At 51.6% G+C, this 18,392-nt stretch carries 20 protein-coding genes and 5 pseudogenes; 4 read left to right on the forward strand and 21 right to left on the reverse strand.

Going from position 1 to position 18,392, the window contains the following annotated elements; all coding sequences use genetic code 11:
• Position 1: 1 nt before the first annotated feature.
• Together A5N84_RS03865 and A5N84_RS03870 are read right to left on the reverse strand one after the other, a co-directional pair.
• A pseudogene (locus tag A5N84_RS03865) lies at positions 2–660 on the reverse strand (NAD(P)H-dependent oxidoreductase).
• A 106-nt stretch (positions 661–766) separates the two neighbouring features.
• Positions 767–1,828, reverse strand: coding sequence for an NADH:flavin oxidoreductase/NADH oxidase (locus A5N84_RS03870; protein ID WP_072281340.1), 1,062 nt, complete (start codon positions 1,826–1,828; stop codon positions 767–769).
• Positions 1,829–1,914: 86 nt separating this feature from the next.
• Here A5N84_RS03870 and A5N84_RS03875 point away from each other — a divergent pair, with 86 nt between their 5' ends.
• Both A5N84_RS03875 and A5N84_RS13620 read left to right on the forward strand, forming a co-directional pair.
• Entirely contained in the window at positions 1,915–2,808 is an 894-nt protein-coding gene (locus A5N84_RS03875; RefSeq protein ID WP_072281341.1) for a LysR family transcriptional regulator, read from the forward strand.
• A 39-nt stretch (positions 2,809–2,847) separates the two neighbouring features.
• Positions 2,848–2,963, forward strand: a pseudogene (locus A5N84_RS13620) (IS30 family transposase); the annotation flags it as partial.
• Positions 2,964–3,022: 59 nt separating this feature from the next.
• Here the strand turns inward: A5N84_RS13620 and A5N84_RS03880 are convergent.
• The 19 genes and pseudogenes from A5N84_RS03880 to A5N84_RS03955 form a co-directional block, all read right to left on the reverse strand.
• Complete coding sequence (locus tag A5N84_RS03880) at positions 3,023–3,715, reverse strand: HAD family hydrolase (protein WP_072281342.1); 693 nt, start codon at positions 3,713–3,715, stop codon at positions 3,023–3,025.
• Complete coding sequence (locus A5N84_RS13335) at positions 3,712–4,110, reverse strand: TRSP domain-containing protein (protein ID WP_408633836.1); 399 nt, start codon at positions 4,108–4,110, stop codon at positions 3,712–3,714. The genes A5N84_RS03880 and A5N84_RS13335 overlap by 4 nt, the downstream gene beginning before the upstream one ends.
• Before the next feature lie 143 nt (positions 4,111–4,253).
• Positions 4,254–4,823, reverse strand: a pseudogene (locus A5N84_RS13340) (phosphoribosyltransferase domain-containing protein); the annotation flags it as partial.
• A 60-nt stretch (positions 4,824–4,883) separates the two neighbouring features.
• Positions 4,884–5,462 carry a TerD family protein gene (locus tag A5N84_RS03890; RefSeq protein ID WP_072281343.1) on the reverse strand — a complete coding sequence of 193 codons (579 nt, stop codon included), beginning with the start codon at positions 5,460–5,462 and terminating at the stop codon, positions 4,884–4,886.
• A gap of 1 nt (position 5,463) precedes the next feature.
• A complete protein-coding gene (locus tag A5N84_RS11580; RefSeq protein ID WP_233119931.1) occupies positions 5,464–5,775 on the reverse strand; it encodes an AIM24 family protein in 312 nt (103 codons plus the stop codon).
• The gene (locus tag A5N84_RS11585; RefSeq protein WP_233119920.1) at positions 5,745–6,167 is read right to left on the reverse strand and encodes an AIM24 family protein; all 423 of its coding nucleotides are present in this window, start codon (positions 6,165–6,167) and stop codon (positions 5,745–5,747) included. Before A5N84_RS11585 ends, A5N84_RS11580 begins: the two co-directional genes overlap by 31 nt.
• Before the next feature lie 3 nt (positions 6,168–6,170).
• The gene (locus A5N84_RS03900) at positions 6,171–6,746 is read right to left on the reverse strand and encodes a TerD family protein (protein ID WP_072281344.1); all 576 of its coding nucleotides are present in this window, start codon (positions 6,744–6,746) and stop codon (positions 6,171–6,173) included.
• A gap of 30 nt (positions 6,747–6,776) precedes the next feature.
• Positions 6,777–7,355, reverse strand: coding sequence for a TerD family protein (locus A5N84_RS03905; RefSeq protein ID WP_072281345.1), 579 nt, complete (start codon positions 7,353–7,355; stop codon positions 6,777–6,779).
• Between the two features lie 153 nt (positions 7,356–7,508).
• A pseudogene (locus tag A5N84_RS13345) lies at positions 7,509–8,617 on the reverse strand (TerC/Alx family metal homeostasis membrane protein).
• 87 nt (positions 8,618–8,704) lie between these two features.
• Positions 8,705–10,203: pseudogene (locus A5N84_RS03915) on the reverse strand (protein kinase domain-containing protein).
• Entirely contained in the window at positions 10,200–11,027 is an 828-nt protein-coding gene (locus A5N84_RS03920) for a PP2C family serine/threonine-protein phosphatase (RefSeq protein ID WP_233119932.1), read from the reverse strand. The pseudogene A5N84_RS03915 and the gene A5N84_RS03920 overlap by 4 nt, the downstream one beginning before the upstream one ends.
• The gene (locus tag A5N84_RS11595; protein ID WP_233119923.1) at positions 10,922–11,779 is read right to left on the reverse strand and encodes a hypothetical protein; all 858 of its coding nucleotides are present in this window, start codon (positions 11,777–11,779) and stop codon (positions 10,922–10,924) included. Before A5N84_RS11595 ends, A5N84_RS03920 begins: the two co-directional genes overlap by 106 nt.
• A gap of 2 nt (positions 11,780–11,781) precedes the next feature.
• Positions 11,782–12,237, reverse strand: coding sequence for a TerY-C metal binding domain-containing protein (locus A5N84_RS13625; RefSeq protein WP_198923770.1), 456 nt, complete (start codon positions 12,235–12,237; stop codon positions 11,782–11,784).
• 33 nt (positions 12,238–12,270) lie between these two features.
• Positions 12,271–12,828, reverse strand: a complete 558-nt coding sequence (locus tag A5N84_RS13630; RefSeq protein ID WP_198923771.1) for a vWA domain-containing protein — start codon at positions 12,826–12,828, stop codon at positions 12,271–12,273.
• A gap of 31 nt (positions 12,829–12,859) precedes the next feature.
• On the reverse strand, positions 12,860–14,020 hold the full coding sequence (locus A5N84_RS03935; protein WP_143324819.1) for a TerD family protein: 1,161 nt from the start codon (positions 14,018–14,020) through the stop codon (positions 12,860–12,862).
• A gap of 21 nt (positions 14,021–14,041) precedes the next feature.
• Positions 14,042–14,683, reverse strand: a complete 642-nt coding sequence (locus A5N84_RS03940; RefSeq protein ID WP_072281349.1) for a vWA domain-containing protein — start codon at positions 14,681–14,683, stop codon at positions 14,042–14,044.
• A gap of 12 nt (positions 14,684–14,695) precedes the next feature.
• On the reverse strand, positions 14,696–15,241 hold the full coding sequence (locus A5N84_RS03945; protein WP_072281350.1) for a hypothetical protein: 546 nt from the start codon (positions 15,239–15,241) through the stop codon (positions 14,696–14,698).
• 3 nt (positions 15,242–15,244) lie between these two features.
• Positions 15,245–15,805, reverse strand: a complete 561-nt coding sequence (locus A5N84_RS03950) for a ComF family protein (protein WP_072281351.1) — start codon at positions 15,803–15,805, stop codon at positions 15,245–15,247.
• A 58-nt stretch (positions 15,806–15,863) separates the two neighbouring features.
• Positions 15,864–16,499 (reverse strand): vWA domain-containing protein, encoded by a 636-nt coding sequence (locus A5N84_RS03955; protein WP_072281352.1) that lies wholly within the window; start codon positions 16,497–16,499, stop codon positions 15,864–15,866.
• Between the two features lie 137 nt (positions 16,500–16,636).
• Here A5N84_RS03955 and A5N84_RS03960 point away from each other — a divergent pair, with 137 nt between their 5' ends.
• Entirely contained in the window at positions 16,637–17,239 is a 603-nt protein-coding gene (locus A5N84_RS03960) for a DUF3375 family protein (protein ID WP_072281353.1), read from the forward strand.
• Positions 17,240–17,284: 45 nt separating this feature from the next.
• A protein-coding gene (locus A5N84_RS03970; protein ID WP_215253584.1) for an IS5-like element IS5 family transposase occupies positions 17,285–18,264 on the forward strand; the annotation gives its coding sequence in 2 pieces (ribosomal slippage) (positions 17,285–17,948 and positions 17,948–18,264; 981 coding nt in all).
• Positions 18,265–18,392 lie beyond the last annotated feature (128 nt).

Below are 18,392 nucleotides of genomic sequence, written 5' to 3' on the forward strand. Positions count from 1 at the left end.
TTTACTCTACAAACTTCACAACTTGCTCAAAAGTTTTGCGTGCTTTGGGTTTAATCTCTTTATCACGATAGCCAAATGTTACCATGACCGACACCGCCCACTCATTTGGGTCAAACAAACCCTCATCTGCCAAAAGCTGGTTCACTTCCTTATAAGCAAAACCCTCAATCGGACAAGAGTCCACACCAATCATGGCAGCCCCTGTCATCATATTGGCAAGTGCGATGTAGGTTTGTTTGCTTGCCCAGTCATACAGACTGCGTTCGCTGTCCAAAATGGCGATGTCTTGTTCTTGGAATTTTTGGTACACCTCCAATGCTTTGGCACGGTCATTACCCATAAGCCTCGTCTGTCCATGATTTCACCAAAATAAGGCGTGTCATAACGGGCATTTTTCTTGGCAAGTATGGCAACAATGTGGCTTGATGTTTCCATGGTCGGAATGCCCCAACAGTAAGGCTTTAACTTTTGGCGTAAATCGGCATTTTGTAACACCAAAAATTGCCAAGGTTCAGACCCTACCGAGCTTGGGGATAAGCGACCCAATTCCAAAATATAGTTAAAATCATCGGCAGGAATTTTCTTATTGCCGTCATACGAGCGAGTAGACACACGATAATGAAAGGCGTTTAAAACATCATCTTTGTTAAAAAATTGCATGGTAAGCTCCAAAATAATGAATGATTATGACAATGTATCTAAACACGATTTTAAGCATGATTAAACAGCCCAAACCGCCCAAAAATACTGTTCATTGCTAAAAAATTTACACAAACCCACGCTCATATTGTCTGGGCACAAACTGCACCTCTTTGCCATCTGAGCGGTTTTGCTGATACTGGGCGTTTAGCACCCAATATGGGTCTCGAAGCAGCCCACGACCTATCGCCACAAGGTCGGCATCGCCCACGCCAAGCACATGGTCAGCCACGGCAGGGTCATCTAGCATGCCCACAGCAATCACAGGTTTGCCTGTGGCGTGTTTGACTTTGCGAGCCAGTGCCACCTGATAGCCTGCATAAAACTCAGGGTGCTTGCCCTCACACAATACGCCATCGCCGCCGCCGCTGACATGAAACACATCTGCCCCAGCTGTTGAGAAGCGTTTGGCAATCTCCACACCATAATCACTGTCAAAGCCGTTTTCGCCATACTCTTGGGCAGAGATACGCACGATTAGGGGCATCTCATCAGGCATGACGGCACGAACAGCGTGAATGACTTGCTCGCCAAACAATAGGTGGTCTTGTCCGTATTCATCGCTTCGTTGGTTGGATTTGGGTGCACAAAACTGGTGAATCAAATAGCCGTGGGCGGCGTGAAGCTCAATCGCATCAAAGCCTGCATTCACCGCTCTTTTGACAGAGTCGGCAAATGCTTGTACCAATGCTTTTATCTCGTCAATGCTCAGCTGCCTTGGGGTGATGAGATTTTGCCCAGCATAGTCAAGCTCACCATAGTGAATGGCAGACGGGGCAACGGCATTTGGCTCATCTTGGGCTTTACGGCCTGCATGGGCGATTTGAATGCCAATTTTCGCCCCTTGTGCATGCACGCTGTCCACCAATTTTTTAAACGCTTGTTCTTGCTCATCATTCCAAAGCCCCAAACAGTTCGCCGTAATGCGACCATTGGCAGCGACATTGGTCATCTCAACGATAATGAGGCCCACACCGCCCACCGCTCGGCTGGTGTAATGGAGCAAATGCCAGTCATTTGGCACACCGTCCGTGGCAGAATATTGGCACATTGGGGGCATGACAATGCGGTTTTTTAATTTAAGATTTTTTAGGCTGATGGGGTTTAGGATTTTGCGAAATGTTGCCATGAGTTTTCTCGGTGTTTAAGATGATGATATTCTGGGGAATTTGTTTTATTATTTCAAATTGATTATTGTGATAAGTAGATATAACCATGACCGATATCCGAACCCTAGACCTAAACCTATTAAAAGCCTTTGTTGTGCTCTTAGATGAGTGCAACGTCAGCCGTTCAGCACAGCGACTGTCCATCACCCAACCTGCGATGAGTGGGATTTTAAATCGCCTGCGAGAGAGTTTTAATGACCCGTTATTTGTGCGGGTTCAGCACGGCATGCAGCCCACAGATAGGGCGATTGAGCTTGGGCATGTCGCTCGGCGTGTCTTAGAAGAGATAAGCGGCATGCTTGCCCCGCCCAAACTAGAACCTGCCAATTTGTCCATGACCTTACGTATTGGGGCGATGGATTATGTGCAACAAATCATCGCTTTGCCCTTGATTTTAAGGCTAAGACGGCTTGCTCCGAATGTCAAAGTTGCCTTATTGCCTGTGCAAGGGCAAAACATCAAGACTTTGTTTGATAAAAACGCCATTGATTTGGCACTGGTTGGGCAGCATCACATCAGTGATGACATGCCTCAAATGCGATTATATGAAGAGCATTATGTTTGTGTGATGAGCAAAATGCACCCCATGGCAAACACCACTTTAACGCTTGATGAGTTTTGCAAATTGCCCTTTGCCATGCTCTCTTATAATGGTGGCGAGTTTCGTGGAGCAACTGACATTGCCTTACAAAAGTTGGGGCGAAAACGCAAAGTGATGGTGTCGGTAGACCACATCTCGCTACTGCCACAGCTGTTGAATGATTCAGATTTGGTGGCAGTATTGCCCAAGCACCTTGCCCAAAGATTGCCAAATGTACGCCTACAAAATCCACCCATCGCCATTGATGGTTTTACCATCATGATGACATGGCACGAACGCACCGAACACGACATGGCTCATCGCTGGCTGAGAAATATTGTGTTGGAAGTGCTGAAATAAATTCAAGTTTGGGAATAAATATGAGAAATCTGCATGACGATGAAATATAGTCGGAGAAGTGAAAAAGTAGTACAAGGCGGCGAGCCGCAGACAGTACAGATAGTACGGCAAGGCGAGCCAACGCCGTAATACTTTTTCAATTCTTCGACTATACAAGAAATACATACTTTTTAATGCTTTATCGCAGCGCTGATTTGGCTGCCTTGCGGTGTAATCAGATAATCGCAGCAATGCATGAAGCAAGGTCGATTAAGCTGTCGCCCATGCCGATGCACATCAAATCAGGGTCTTGCGTGCGGAAGCGGCGCAGGAGTTCTTCAACGGCTTGGGATTTGTCCAGCCACGGCGGCAGTACGGCAAGATTATTGGCATTGAGGTGTAATTGTTCTGCGGGCAGTAGTTGGCTACGCAGGCAGGCGGCGGCTTGCTCCAGATGCACTTGATGTTGGCTGCGCGATTTGACAAGCAGGTAAAAGCTAATGCCCATATCGCTGATGAGGCGGATATGCAGGTCGTCATAAAGGGTGGTGGGTAGTTGCCGCAGGCTGTCGGCAAGTGTCTTTAAGCGGCTGTGGCTGCCGCGGGCAGCATTTTCGCTGCGTTGAAACCAGTCTTCGTCAATACTGCCGTTGGGCAGCAAAATGATGCCGCCGTAATTGATAACGGCATGATGTTTAAAGGCAATATTCACGCGGCGAAAGCTGTCCAAATTGCGTGCGGTAACCGGTATGAGGCGGCTGTGTGTCAGCCAATGTTGCAGCCATTGCTGCTGTTTGCGGTCGGCGTAGGAAATGGGGCTGCCGTTTTGCAAAAAGGCGAGGGCTTGGCTGTCGGCGGTCGGGGATTTCTTGCGGCAGCTGTTAAACAGAGTGTCGTCTAAATCGGTAAATAAAATGATGCTGCTCATAGGAATTCCAGTCGGATGAGTTGCGCGCCCAGTTCTGCGGCACAGGCGCTAAGCGCCGAATTTGCCGCATGCTCATGGCAGATATAGATGCGATCATAGCAATCGGGGGCGGCGAGATTGTAGAGGTAATAGGGGATGCCCTCGTCATAAGGGTCGGCAAAGGCGCGTTTGTGTTGCAGGATGTTCCAGACTTGCGCGGGCGAGCGGGTGCTGGATTGCAGAAAAATCGCGCCGCGCTTTGGGCGGCAAGCCCCTGCGCAAAAAGGGCGGCAGGGTGGATGTATTCGCCTGTGCCTAGTACCAGAACGCGTTCGCCGCTGCGGTGGGCGGCGGCATAATGGGCGATTTGCTCGGGATTGATGTGCAAGGGACGATCTATGCCCGTGCGTCCGCAGCCGCTGTCGATGATTTGCGGTGCTTCCTGGCTTTGGGCTGCCGCCGCAGGCGCCGTGTCAGCAATCGAGGGATGCGGCGTAAAGTGCCAGTCGCCCTGCAAGAGGCTGTGGCGCTGAATGTCTGGCGTGCCTTGTCGGCAAAAATCGGTCAGACAGAGCCAATGCTGCTCGAGCGGCTGCGGCAAATGTCGCTGCAATGCCTGATGTAATTGCTGAAAAGTGCGCCCTGTGGAGAGCTCATCATCAATCAGCACAAGGCGCTGCGCCTGCTGAAAAAGCGCCGATAGCCGCGGCGATGCGGGCAGATGCAGTAATTGACGGCTGGCGTGGCTGTGGCTTTCTTCAAATTCGCAGAGGGCATGCCCTTGCGCGCGCAGGCGGCTGCTGTGCAGATATAGAGCTTGAGCCTGCGGATAGCGCTTCAGCCATGCTTCAAAGACGCCTTGGGCGAGGGCAGTGGCGGTTTCCGCCATGCCGATAAAGAGCGTGATTTTGTCTTCGGGAGCAGGGAGTTTTGCCGCAAGGGATTGATAAATATGCCCAAGCGTTTCGGTGCCGACAGGATAATGCTTGCCCAGCACTTTGCTGACGAATAGAAAAGCGCGTTTGGGATTGTCTCGCGCGCCAATGCCGAACAGCGCATCGGGTGGCAGTTCGCTATGATGAATATTGAGTTGCAGAGTGCCGGTAGGGAGATGATGAGTTTGTTGCATGGTGTTAAGAATAAAAAAATTCAGACAGGCGAAGCTGTCTGAATGTCATCAAGTGGCGGATTAGAGATGCGGCAGAATGCGCGGTACGATTTTGTCCGGTGTGGCGCCTTGGCTGTTTTCGCCGATGGCGTGCATTTTCCATTCGCCGTTGTGGCGGTAGATTTTCGCCATGATTTGCGCGGTGTGCTTGCCTTGCGCGGAGAGGTTGTAGCGCGCGATTTCCTGTCCGTTTTGTCCGTTGATGAGGCGGCAATAGGCGTTTTCCACTTTGCTGAAATCTTGTCCGGTGTAGTTGCTGACGGTAAAGACCAAGGTTTTGATATGCGCGGGAATGCGCGTGAGGGCTACCGCGATTTGCTCGTCGTCGCCGTCGCCTTCGCCGGTGCGGTTGTCGCCGCTGTGTTGGATAGAGCCGTCTTGGCTGCGCAGTTGTCCGAAATAGACGAGATCGCGCAATTCGTTTTGCTCGTCAAATAAAAAGCAGGAGGCGTCCAAATCGATTTCGCCACCGCCGCCAAAGCCTAAAAAGCCTCTTTTTTTGACCGCATCCCAACCTAAGCCCATGACAACGCTGTTTAATTCGCCGCCCGCTTCTTTGGCAAGCGAGATTTTCTGTCCTTTTTCTAAATTGATACCCATTTTAATTCCTGGATTGTGAATTCATCGCGCCCAAGGGCGTGATTTTCATATTACGCGAGCAAATAATGACTTTGCCGCTGCCGGAAAATTTCAGCACTACGCCTTCGCCGCTGGTCATGCTGTTGACGATGTTGCCCAATAGTCCGCGGCTTTGCGAGCCGGTATTGAGCGCGATTTCATAGTGCAGGCGGCTGTCCCATGCCACCACATGACCGTTGTCGATGGTTATGGGATTATCGGGGCTGACGTCAAGCGTAAATAAGGTGCCGTAGCCGCAAACGGCTAATTGTCCTTTGCCGCTGCTTTGCCCGATGAAAAACCGCCGCTGCCGCCGAAGACGGCAGTACCGAGGCTTTGCATTTGCGCGGTTACTGCCACGCCTTCATCGGCGGCAAGATAGGCGCCGTCGGCGATTTTATATTGCGTTTCGCCTACTTTAAGCACTTCAATCGCGCCGGGAAAATTGGGGGCGAGCAGGCAATCGCCTTTGCCGCGCACCGCTTTGATGTGCTGCTGGAAAAAGCTCTCGCCGTTGACCAATTTGCGCGCCAATGCGCTTAAAATCCCGCCCTGCATACGACCGGAAAGCGCTAAGGCGCTTTCCATCATGACCATGGCATTGCTTTCGCAGGAAATGCTTTCGCCTTGCTCGAGGCTGATATGCAGGAAGGGATCGTTTTCGCTCGTAATGCTGAAAATGCTCATAAATTAGACGTTGACGCCGTAATTTTTTGCCAAAGGTCCTAAGCCGCCTTTAAAGCCCTGTCCGATGGCTTTGAATTTCCATTCGCCGTTATGGCGATAAACTTCGCCGAAAATCATCGCGGTTTCCACAGAAGCGTCTTCCGATAAATCGAAACGCGCGATTTCGCTATTGCCGTCGGCATTGATGCAGCGGATAAAGGCGCTGGAAACCATGCCGAAGTTTTGTCCGCGGGCTTCGGCATCGTGAATGGTGACGGAAATTGCGATTTTCTGTACGTCCGCCGGCACTTTGCCTAAATCGATGATGATTTGCTCGTCGTCGCCGTCGCCTTCGCCGGTGCGGTTATCGCCGGTATGTTCGACGGAGCCGTCGGCGGATTTGCTTTGATTGTAGAAAATGAAGTCGGCGTCCGAACGCACTTTGCCGCTTTCATTGAGCAAGAAGGCGCTGCCGTCCAAGTCGAAATCGGCGCCGTCGGTAGCACGCACGTCCCAGCCTAAGCCGATAATCATTTTGCTCATGCTTGGGGCTTCTTTGCTCAAGCTGACGTTACCGCCTTTTTGTAAACTAATTGCCATAGTGTTTCTCCTGTTAGGTTGAGTAAAAAATTAACCGACATTCACGCCGTATTGCTGACACAGCGCAAGCAGACCGCCTGCATAGCCCTGCCCGATGGCGCGGAATTTCCATTCGCCATTGTGGCGGTAAACTTCGCCGAATACCATGGCGGTTTCCGTACTGTAATCTTCGGACAAATCAAAGCGCAGCGCTTCCTGTCCGTTTTCATGATTGACCAAGCGCACAAAGGCATTGCGGACTTGTCCGAAATTCTGGCGGCGGTTTTCGGCGTCGTGGATAGTGACGGTAATCAACAGCGATTTGATGTTTGCCGGCACTTTTTCCAGCTCGACAATCAGACTTTCGTCATCGCCGTCGCCTTCACCCGTGAGGTTGTCGCCGGTGTGTTTGACCGAGCCGCAGGGCGATTGCAATTGATTGTAGAAAATGAAATGGCTGTCGGAAGGCACTTTGCCGTTCTCCGCCGTCATAAAAACGCTGGCGTCCAAATCGAAATCTTGTCCGTCGCTGCTGCGCGCGTCCCAGCCTAAGCCGATTAAAATATGCTTGAGACTGGGATCGGTTTTGCTTAGGGATACGTTTTGACCTTTGCTGAGGCTAACTGCCATTTCCTACTCCTTAGATATTTATTTGCCATTTTTTTGCCTGTGTTTAAAGCATCATCTTGAAACATTGTATCTGCCTTGGCGGATAAAAAGAAGCCGCTTGAAACAAGCGGCCTTGTTTAGGCTTTCGGCGCTGCGTCAAACAAGCGGCCTTGTTTAGACTTTCGGCGCTGCGTCGTCTTCATCTTTTTCAGGGAAAATAAATGAAGCGGCAATGCCGATGGCTAGAACGACTAAGACCACAATCAAAGACGCATTGGGCGAGATGTCCCAGCCGTGATGGAAGATGTGGTTCGTCGCGGATAAGCCGAGCTTAAAGGCGATAAAGAAGAGCAGCACAATCACCGCTTTTTCCAAATGCACCAAATAGCCTTTGAGCGCTTCCAAAACGAAATACATGGTACGCAGACCCAAAATCGCAAACATCATCGCGCTATAGACAATCAGGGGTTCTTTAGAAACCGCAATCACCGCCGGCACGGAGTCGAAGGCGAACATCACGTCTGATAATTCGATGACCGCCAAGCATAAAAAGAGCGGCGTGGCGACCCATGTGCCTTTTTTCAGCGGATGCGGATGGCTGTTTTCAGGGTGTTTGAGGCTTCGCCTGCCAGCTCTAAATGTACGTCGGGGTGCTTGGCGCGCGCGGCGGCGAGTTCTTCGCTATTGAGGAAGAAGTTATGTCCATGCAGGCGCGGCCAGACGGGGAAGTATTTATGCACCCAGCGATAGGCCAAATGCTCGGAATAGTCTTCGTTTTCTTCCTCTTCTTCGCCGCTTTTAAGCATCATCACGGCGGTCCATGCCACGACGATGGCGAAAATCAGTTCTACATAAGGTCCGAGGGCAAGCAAACCTGTGCCGATTGCCACAAAGACCATACGGAAGGCGATGGCGCCGATAATGCCCCAATACAATACGCGGTGGCGGTAGCCGTCTGGCACTTTAAACCATGTGAAAATCGCCATCATGACGAAGAGATTATCCACCGACAGCACTTTTTCCAGCGCATAGCCGGTAAAGAAGAGGCTGGCATAGGCGCTGCCGTGGTGCATCCAGAGATAGAGGCCGAAGGCAATCGATACCAAAATCCAGAAAACCGACCAGATGGAGGCGCTTTTCAGGGACAGGGGTTTGTCATCGCGGTGGGCGTATAAATCCACGATGATGGCGCCGATGGAAAAAATCGCGAAGATTAAGACGGTTTCAATCGGAAAGCCGAGTGAGGGTAGAGCATTGTTTGTGCTCGCTAAAGTCTCGTTCATAAATATCCTGTAAAGAGGGGTGAAAAAGGCAGCCGCCAGAGCGGCGGCTGTTGGCGCGCATTATATGCCAAGCCTTGAAAAAATAACTTACCGTCCTGCCATTTGTACCATGATCAGGCGTCCGCCCTGTCCTTTTTGCAAGAGGATTTGGGCATTGTCTGTGAGTTTGACTTTATCGCCGATGGCAACCGCGCTTTTATTGCCGACGTCATAGAGCTCGGGCAGTCCTTCATTGACTAGCCACCAATCGCCCTGATGCAGCACAAAATAGCCGATGCGTTTGGCGTCTTGGGCGCTGATTTTTTCATTGGGGAAGATGTTGCTGTCGGCATGCCATTTGAACAGCGATTGTCCGCTATAGACCATGATGCGGTGATTATCGGGACGATAGCTGCCGTTGGGCGCGGCGCAATAGAGGTTTAAGACCGGCAGTTTGCCTTGATGCGCGGTGCCGCAGAAGGGGCAATGCGGCCTTCGGCTGTTGTCGAAGGCATACCATTTCTGTTCGCAGCGCGGATTGGCGCAGGCTGAAGCAAATCCACGGTTTTAATCAGGGCGTTTTCCCATTCGTCGGCGGTCGGGCGCAGGGCGGGCTGATGCAGACCGTCGATAAAGGCGCGTTCGAAGAGTTTGGCGATATAGGGCCCGCAGACGCTGTAGGGGATTTTGGCGGTGTCTTTCCAAGGCAGTTCGCTAGGTTTCAAATGCTTACTTTTGATGCGGTTGCTGCTGTCTGTGGGGTGTTCGACAAATAGGGCTTTTTCGCCCATGCTCAGTTCTTCGTCGCGCTGACTGTCGTCGGGGTCGTGGATTTTGTCGCCGCGCAGGGGGTGGCGGTAGAGCAGGTACATGTAAATCAGCACCGCCAAAGCGTGCAAATCGGTGGTGCGGCTGGGCAGTTTGCGCATCGGATCGTCTTTGGATAAATGCGCGGTCGCCACGACTTCGGGGGCGATGAAATCCGGCGTGCCGACCACGGTGGGCGGATGCACGCCCGGCACGACCAAGCCGTCGATGTCAATCAGGCAGGCTTGCCCCGTGATGGGGTCGATGAGGCAGTTTTTATAGCCCAAATCGCTGTGGCTTAGGCCCGCCATGTGCATGCGGCGTACCGCGCGCGCCAGCATGATGCAAACTTTGATGTGCCGCATCCAATCGCCTAATTCGCGTTCGTCTAAAAATTTTTGCCGATTGTTGGCGCTGGCGAACCATTTGCCGTCTTTGTCCTTGCCTTTGATGCCGAGCATATCGTTGTTGCGGCTGCCGTGCTCAAAGAAAAAGCAGGAGCGGTAAAAAGGCGAGACCACGCCCAAGCGTCCTTCATACTCGACCACCGCGATCGGCCAGCAATAGAGGTTTTGCAGATAGTCGCCGCCGGCCTGATTGAAAATGCGCTCGCGGTAGCGTCCTGTAATCATCTCCAGTCTTTCGCGCATCGCCGCATCGGGTTTGTCGCGGAAAAACGCCACGACATAGCTTTTGTCGGGGGCGAACATCACGTCTTTCATGCCGCCCTGTGCTTTGATTTCGTTGATAAATTGAATGGTTTCGCCGTTGCTGGCGGTCAACGTAACGATATTGCTCATGCCGTATCTCCTGTGGCGGCGAGGTAGCGCTTGGGAACAAGCAGGGCGATGCTGCGGTCGTCATGATTGCCGGGCGACCAGAAATGCAGCCATTCTTCAAGGGCGGCGGCGCGATGCTCGGCTTGCAGCGGCGTTTGCAGTTCCTGCCACAATGCCTGCCAATGTTCGGCTTGGGCAAGCTGGGCTTCGGTTTCAAATTTGGGGTCGGAAACGCCGTCGGTCATGAGCAACAGCAGCGGCAATTCCTTACTGATGTGGCGGTAAATGCGCTGCTGCAATCCTGTGCCTTGCACGTATTCGGCGGCTAAAAAACGGGTTTCGCCCGAATAGGCGCCCGAATCGCTTTCGCCCATCAAGACAATTTCCTGCGTTTCGGGGCGGTAAATGCCGATGGCACCGTCGCCTACCCAATAGCTGAGGCTTAAAAATCCGCCTTCTTGCAGCGGCAAGACCAGCGCGATTAAGAGGGTGCAGGACAGACTTTTGAGGCTGACTTCTTCGTCAAGGGCTTGATGATGGGCGGCAAGGGCTTGATAGGCGGCGACGGTAATCAGGGCTTCGGCGGTGGCTTGGCGTTGTCGATTGTCCATTTCCGCCAAGCGGTGATAATTTTGTCGGGTATCCGCCAGCAGTTTGCCGATGCTGTCTCGCACGGCATTGACCGCCAAACGCGAGCCTTCGCGCGAGAAGGCGGCACTGCCGGCGCCGTCGGAAACCGTCAGCAGATAGATGTCTTGCGCCTCGAAATAGGCAAAGGCGATGTCGTCATCGCAGAAGCTGCCGACGTGGGCATGCGAGCGTCCGCGCAGGCGCGCGGCAAGCAGGGCGGCGGCGGCAGTGTCGAATTCGGCATGGGCGCTGTCTGTTTTGGCGAATTTGCCTGCGGGTCGCTGGGCAGGTTTTTCCACAGGCTTTGCGGATTGGGATTGATGTAGAGCTTTTGCTGCGCTTGGCGGCGGTCAGCGAAATAAAAATCTACCTGCACGTCGCCGCTGAGGTTGGGGCTGCCGTGAATGCGGTGCTCTTCGCCGTCCCATAGTAAGCCGCAATCGGGGCGGAATTGCACGTCGATGATGTCCGCGCTCAGGCGGCTTTCATAGGCTTTGCCTTCTTGGGCATTGTGCAGCAAATTGAGGCTGCGGATAGATTGGGCGGCGGGTGGCGGAGCGGTGGCTTTGCTGGGATGAATCGGCATAGTATCGGGGCTGTATTGGTTTTGATGGGAAGTATTGCCGAGCATGGCTTCGGGAGCGGGATTTGCCGCTTCGGTAATGAGCAAAGGTTCGGCGGGCGGCAGGACTGTCTTGTCGAGCGCTTCGGGCAAATCGGTAGGGCTGTGTGCCTCTTGTTCGGATGTAAACGGCATCACATCGGCGGCAATCGTGCTTTCCTGCTTCGGCGAGTCCAAACTGCCGCTGTCATCATCAGCGGGCGGCGCAGCAGTCTGCGCTTGCTGAAATTGCTGCCAAGCCGTCTGCACTTCGGCGAGCAATGCCGCGTGTTCGGAGGCAAAAGCGGCGAATTGTGCGGAATCGAGCAATTGATTAAGCGCGTGTTTGAGAGCTTGGGTATCCATGTTTAACCTCGCGAGCGGGCAATGTCGAAATCGCCTTCGGCGCTGCCCATGTAAATGGTTTGCTGACAGCCGGGGCAGACGACTTCGCCGTCGCCCTCTACGCACAGTATCTGTCCGCAGCTGCAAGTCGCTAAAGCATAAGCCGCGCCGCAATGCGGACAACCGCCGCCGCCTTCCAAATGCGAGGCGGCAATGGTGTTGGCGTTGAGACGCGTATCCGACCACTCGGTATAATCGGCTTCCACAGGGAATACGCCGGTGTAGCGATAGACTTGCGGCGATTGGTTTTTGAAAAAGGGAATGTCGGCAATATCGGGCATGCGCTCGTATTTCATCAAATAAGGCAATTTGGATTTGCTGCATAAGCCGCTGATAATCACATAGTTCTCATCAAGCGCAGCGGCTTCTTCCAATTCTTTGACTAAAGACAGGGCAAAACTCTCATCTTTTTTATGCAAAGACAGAGGCGCGTCTATGCCTAAGCTGCGACTTTAGCTGGAAATGGATTGGGTAATCCAGTCGATAAAACTTTTCAGGCTTTTTTCATCGCTGTTTTCAAGGCGCAGACTGTGGCTGCTGATGCTTTGCAGGACGCTCAAATCCGCATATTGCCCGATGCCGATGCTGATTAGGGTCGCCCGCTGCTGATAATGCTGCTGCCAACGCGCAATGGCGGCGTTCGGATTGTCGGTCGCGCGTCCGTCCGACAGGAAATACACCACCGGTTTCCAATCGCCTTTCTGTTCTTTGCTGCTGCGCTGCACTTGGCGGTCAATCTCATCCATCAAATGATTGAGCGCCGCGCCGATTGAAGTGCCGGCGCCAATCGGCAAACGCGGCGGATAGAAAGCGAATAATTCCACTAAGGGCGCCAAGGTTTTCGCCACTCCGGCAAAAGCAATCACGGATAGATGCACGGTTTCCAAGGCATGCGGGTCTGTGCGTAATTCGCTGATTAAACGGGAAATGCCTTCCTGCATGGCGCGCAGCGGCGTGCCGATCATGCTTTCCGAGACATCGATGACTAAAAAAATAGGTAAGCGGCGCATGTCATTCCTTCTCCTGCGGCTAATCCGATAATTATTTCTTGCCCGCCTGCCAGCGGAAGCCCCAGCCGAAGGCTTGATCGAGTTCTTTGTGTCCGCTGAAATAGCGGTTAATCCGCTCGATGTGAATCGCGCCGCCTTGATTGACCAAGCGCGCAATGCCGCACATCGGGTGGCGTGCATTGCCGTCGGTCAGGCGGGTTTCGATTTCCTGCCCTTGCACATATAGGGTTACGACGCCGTCGGTCGCGTCCCAATTCGGGATACCCTGATAGATAAAGGCATAAATCAGCACTTCATCTATCTGCTGCCATTGTGCGCCGTTTACGTCCAACCATTCGCCCTCTGCCACATCGCCCGTGCGGTCATCGCCGCGCAAATGCACAAAAGGCGCCTGACTCAAACTGCCGAAATTGCCGCCCAAAGCCTGCACGCAGTCTTGCTGTCCGTTTTTCAGCCGCACAAAAGCGCCCAAATCCAAATCAATGCCTTGACTGCCGCCTAAAAGCGATTTGAGAAAACCGCCGCTTTGTGTTTTTGCATCGCCGCGTTGCCAATTCAGATTGATGCGGATTTTTCCGAAATCGGCTTTTTTCTCCAGCGTTAAAGAAGATTTCGCCTTATCTAAAGTGATTTTTTGCAAATTGAGGCGTGGATTAGCCGTCGAGCTGGGGACGGGCGGCGGATTGGGCGCAGGGGCATCATCGCTGATTTCCACGCCGAAATGTTCGGATAGGGGCTTGAGTCCGCCGTTAAAGCCTTGCGCGACAAAGCGGAATTTCCATTGTCCGTTGCGGCGGTAGCATTCACCCAAAATCAGGGCTTTTTCCGTTCTATGGCTTAATTCCACAGGGCATTGCAAAGTGGGGCTGCCGTTTTCTAATACTGTCAGCGATACGCTGCCTAGTTGTGAGACGGGCAGGGCGGCAGAAAAGGCAATGGCGATGCGCTCGATGGCGGCAGGTTGCGCAGCTAAATCGAGGCTGAATTCGCCGCGGCGTTCATTGCCCGAAAAACGGACGCTGCCGTCATCGGATTGTGTTTGTCCGTAGAAAATCATATCACCGTCGCCGCGTACTTTTTGCGTGGCGGAAAGGCGGTAGGCGGCGACATCGATATTGGCGCCGCTGTCTATGCGGATGAGCAGAGAAGAGGCGGATAAATTGGCGTTTGCGCCGGCGACTAGGGTTTGCATAGGGGGTTCTCCGATAGGTGATTACAGCACGATATTGATTTCCGGCGGTGGCGGCGGCAGATGATTATCGGCATTGGGATTGCCCACGCTGACGCTGCTGCCCGAGATGGCGGCGGATACCCATTGGAAGAATTTGCCGAATGAGGCGGCATCCATGGTATCAAGGGAAACCACGGTGTCGGTCAATTGTTTTAAATAGCTGACATCAGCTTTCGGGCCTGCCGCGCAGGCAACGATATTGCCGAAGCCGAGTGCTTTCAGCGGCGCAAGGGCTTCGCTATAGACCAGCAAATCCGTGGGCTTGCCGTCGGTCAGCACAATCAGGATGGGGCGCCAATCGCCTTTTTGCTCGGCGGTGCCGACGATGCGGTCGCGCTGCACGGCGGCAATGACGTGTTCAAGCACGGCGCCTAAAAAAGTCGCGCCGCTTTCGGGGCAGACGATTTCGGGCATGACGACTTGTTCTAAAGCAGTCATGGGCAGCACTTCTTTGATGTGGCTGTCGAAGGTAATCACGCTTAAATGCACGCTTTCCAGCGCGTAGGGATTTTGTCTGAGCGCCGCCATTAGCGCCGCCAAACCGTTATTGACCGCCTCAATCGGCTCGCCGCGCATCGAGCCAGAGGTGTCGATGCAGATATAAGTGAGTAATCGTCTGGACATAATTATCAATATTTAAATTAAACTAAATTGTGGTGTTACCAGTTGCTTTAAGTAAAGATTGCCTTTTTTTAAAATATCATTGATTAAGTTTTTATTTTGGTAGTCAATAATGTTTTTTAAATCTTTAAAAGATTTTATATCTAAAAATTGTTTGTTGGGCGAGTGGTAAATGAGAGAGGGGTTTTTATGATTCAACAATTCCGAGATGTTGTTTAAAGATCCGATGCTCTCGCCATCCCATAGAATAAATCCATAATCGGCAATTGTCGCCATTTTCTTATCTTTTTCTGTGTAAAAATCTCTACCTTTTTGATTAGATGGTACAAAGTTAACCTGCCAATTTCCCAAATTATTGCGAAATGTTGTCCCAGAACAAAAAATTTGCACTTTATCATAGCGTTGTTCTGCAAATAATTTTTGAAAAGCCTTATCTGCGCCGTTGGCATCGCCGAGTACAATGTCAAATTGATTTTTAATTACATTATTTATAATTCGTTGGCGGATATCCGCATTTAGTCGGGTGATGCTTCTAGAACCTGAAAAAAAGATAATTGACATAATTTATCCTTTTGTTTTGGTTAATGTAATTGTAAATACATGTTTTGCATGTTGAGTAAATAATTTTTCGGTGGACACTTCCAATGTTGCGCCGCTATCAAATAAATCGTCTAATAAAAGAATTTTTCTACTGCTTAAATCAATATCATCAATTGTAATGCTGTTTTTTAAAATGGCTAATTTTTGCGCTTTGTCTTGAATGTTTTTCAGTGCTGTATGGTTATTTGATTTTCGTAAAATCGGATGATAGGGAATGTTTAAGCTGTTGCTTAATGCTTGTGCAATCAACGGAACAGGTTGATTGATTCGCTCTTGCGTAAATGGCGCCGGCACAATCACGTCAATCGTCTCTAAACCTGAAAAATTATGAATAATACAATCGGCAAGTAATTTGGCATTTTGTGTTTGATTACGATATTTGAGTTGGAAAAGCCATTCGCCAATCATACTGCGTTTGCTTTCAAATTGCGGATGACCTTGTTCGCTGTATCCAAGAAAAATGCTGTTTTGCATGTGGTAATCCAATGCAAAACCTTTTGTCCAATTTCCTATTAATTCTATCATTTAATTTTTTCATTTATTTAGTATCAAATGCCACCGCGACAAAGGCGGTGGCGGGGGATTATAAAACCACATTCAATTCCGGCGGCGGAGGCGGCAGTTCGTCTAAGCCGTTCGGCTCTTTGCCCAGCTCGATTTTTTGGCTGGAGACGGAGATTGAGGAGGAGACCCATTTGAAGAAGCTCTTAATGGAAGTGGCGTCGGCGGTGTCGAGGGATACAACGGTTTCGGTAATTTGCTTTAAGGTGTTGCTGTCTGCCGCAGAACCTGCCGCGCAGGCGACGAAAGTACCGGTTTTGACGCGTTTCAAAGCCTCGATGCCGCTTTGCAGATTATCGGTCGGCGAGCCGTCCGAGAGTAGAAAGATGACGGGTTTCCAATCGCCTTTGGTTTCGGCATTGCCTTTGATGACTTCGCGTTCGATGCAATCCGCCAACAGGCTTAATGCGCCGCCGAGCGCGGTAGTGCCGCTGGCTTGAATATCCGGCACCTGAAAGTTCATCAGTTCGGTAAGCGGTGTGAGTTGGCGCGCTTCGCTGTTAAAGGCGATAACGGATAAATAGGCGGTTTCCAGCGCATAGGGGTCTTGGCGCAGGGCGGAGACTAATACTTGCAGTCCGTTGCGCACGGCTTCAATCGCCTCGCCATGCATAGAACCTGAGGTATCGACCAATAAATAAACGGGTAAACGGCGCATGTTTTCTCCTTGAAATTGAGACGGTAGCAGCCGATTGTAGCCTTGGCTTATAATGATGTAAAGCGTGTTGCCGCCGGCTTTATGCGGCGCACGGCGCTTGTCTGTTTTTAGATGGTGAATATATTTTCGGAGATGCTATGAAGGCGGCGAAAACCCTTGCTCATTATCAGCGTTTGCGCACGCAGGCGGTGTGGCGTTTATTGGCGGCGCATCATGCGCCTGTGATTATCGCTTTATTGCAGACGTATTTATACGATAATGAGCGCAGTTTGCCGGCTTCGGTTTTGCTGGAGCGTTTTGATCGAGATTTGGCTTTACTGCGTGCGCAGGGGGAGGATTTGCCGCAAACGGCTCAGTTGTATTTAAGTGCTTGGCTGGCGGAGGGGTATTTATTACGTTCTTTTCCCGAAGGTGCAGCGGAAGAGGTGTATGAATTATCCGGTGCCGGAATAAACGCGATCCGTTTTGTGATGGGTTTGCTGCAACCGCATGCAAGGGCAACGGAAAGCCGTTTGTCGGTAGTAATTTCGCAATTGCAGGATTTGGCGCAGGATACGGATAAGGATAAATTCCGCCGTATTGATCGTTTGCTGAAGGAACGGGCGCGGATTGATCAGGAAATTGCCGCGATTGAGCAAGGGCAGTTGCGGGTGATGCCCAAGGATCGCGCTGTTGAGCGTTGTCGCGAGATTATTAGTTTGGCTGATGAATTGTTAGGGAAGGTGCGAACAAGTCCCTGATATGAGATCATGTTTGTCATCTGGAGCCATGGAACAGGGTTCATCATGAGTCATCAACTTACCTTCGCCGACAGTGAATTCAGCAGTAAGCGCCGTCAGACCAGAAAAGAGATTTTCTTGTCCCGCATGGAGCAGATTCTGCCATGGCAGAATATGACCGCTGTCATCGAGCCGTTTTATCCCAAGGCGGGCAATGGCCGACGGCCCTATCCGCTGGAGACCATGCTGCGTATTCACTGCATGCAGCATTGGTACAACCTGAGCGACGGTGCCATGGAAGATGCCCTGTACGAAATCGCCTCCATGCGCCTGTTTGCCCGATTATCCCTGGATAGCGCCCTGCCGGATCGCACCACCATCATGAATTTCCGCCACCTGCTCGAGCAGCATCAACTGGCCCGCCAATTGTTCAAGACCATCAATCGCTGGCTGGCCGAAGCAGGCGTCATGATGACTCAAGGCACCTTGGTCGATGCCACCATCATTGAGGCACCCAGCTCGACCAAGAACAAAGAGCAGCAACGCGATCCGGAGATGCATCAGACCAAGAAAGGCAATCAGTGGCACTTTGGCATGAAGGCCCACATTGGTGTCGATGCCAAGAGTGGCCTGACCCACAGCCTGGTCACCACCGCGGCCAACGAGCATGACCTCAATCAGCTGGGTAATCTGCTACATGGAGAGGAGCAATTTGTCTCAGCCGATGCCGCTACCAAGGGGCGCCACAGCGCGAGGAGCTGGCCGAGGTGGATGTGGACTGGCTGATCGCCGAGCGCCCCGGCAAGGTAAGAACCTTGAAACAGCATCCACGCAAGAACAAAACGGCCATCAACATCGAATACATGAAAGCCAGCATCCGGGCCAAGGTGGAGCACCCATTTCGCATCATCAAGCGACAGTTCGGCTTCGTGAAAGCCAGATACAAGGGGTTGCTGAAAAACGATAACCAACTGGCGATGTTATTCACGCTGGCCAACCTGTTTCGGGCGGACCAAATGATACGTCAGTGGGAGAGATCTCACTAAAAACTGGGGATAACGCCTTAAATGGCGAAGAAACGGTCTAAATAGGCTGATTCAAGGCATTTACGGGAGAAAAAATCGGCTCAAACATGAAGAAATGAAATGACTGAGTCAGCCGAGAAGAATTTCCC

Source organism: Rappaport israeli (genome assembly GCF_001888055.1).
Classification (GTDB): Bacteria; Pseudomonadota; Gammaproteobacteria; order Cardiobacteriales; family Cardiobacteriaceae; genus Rappaport; species Rappaport israeli.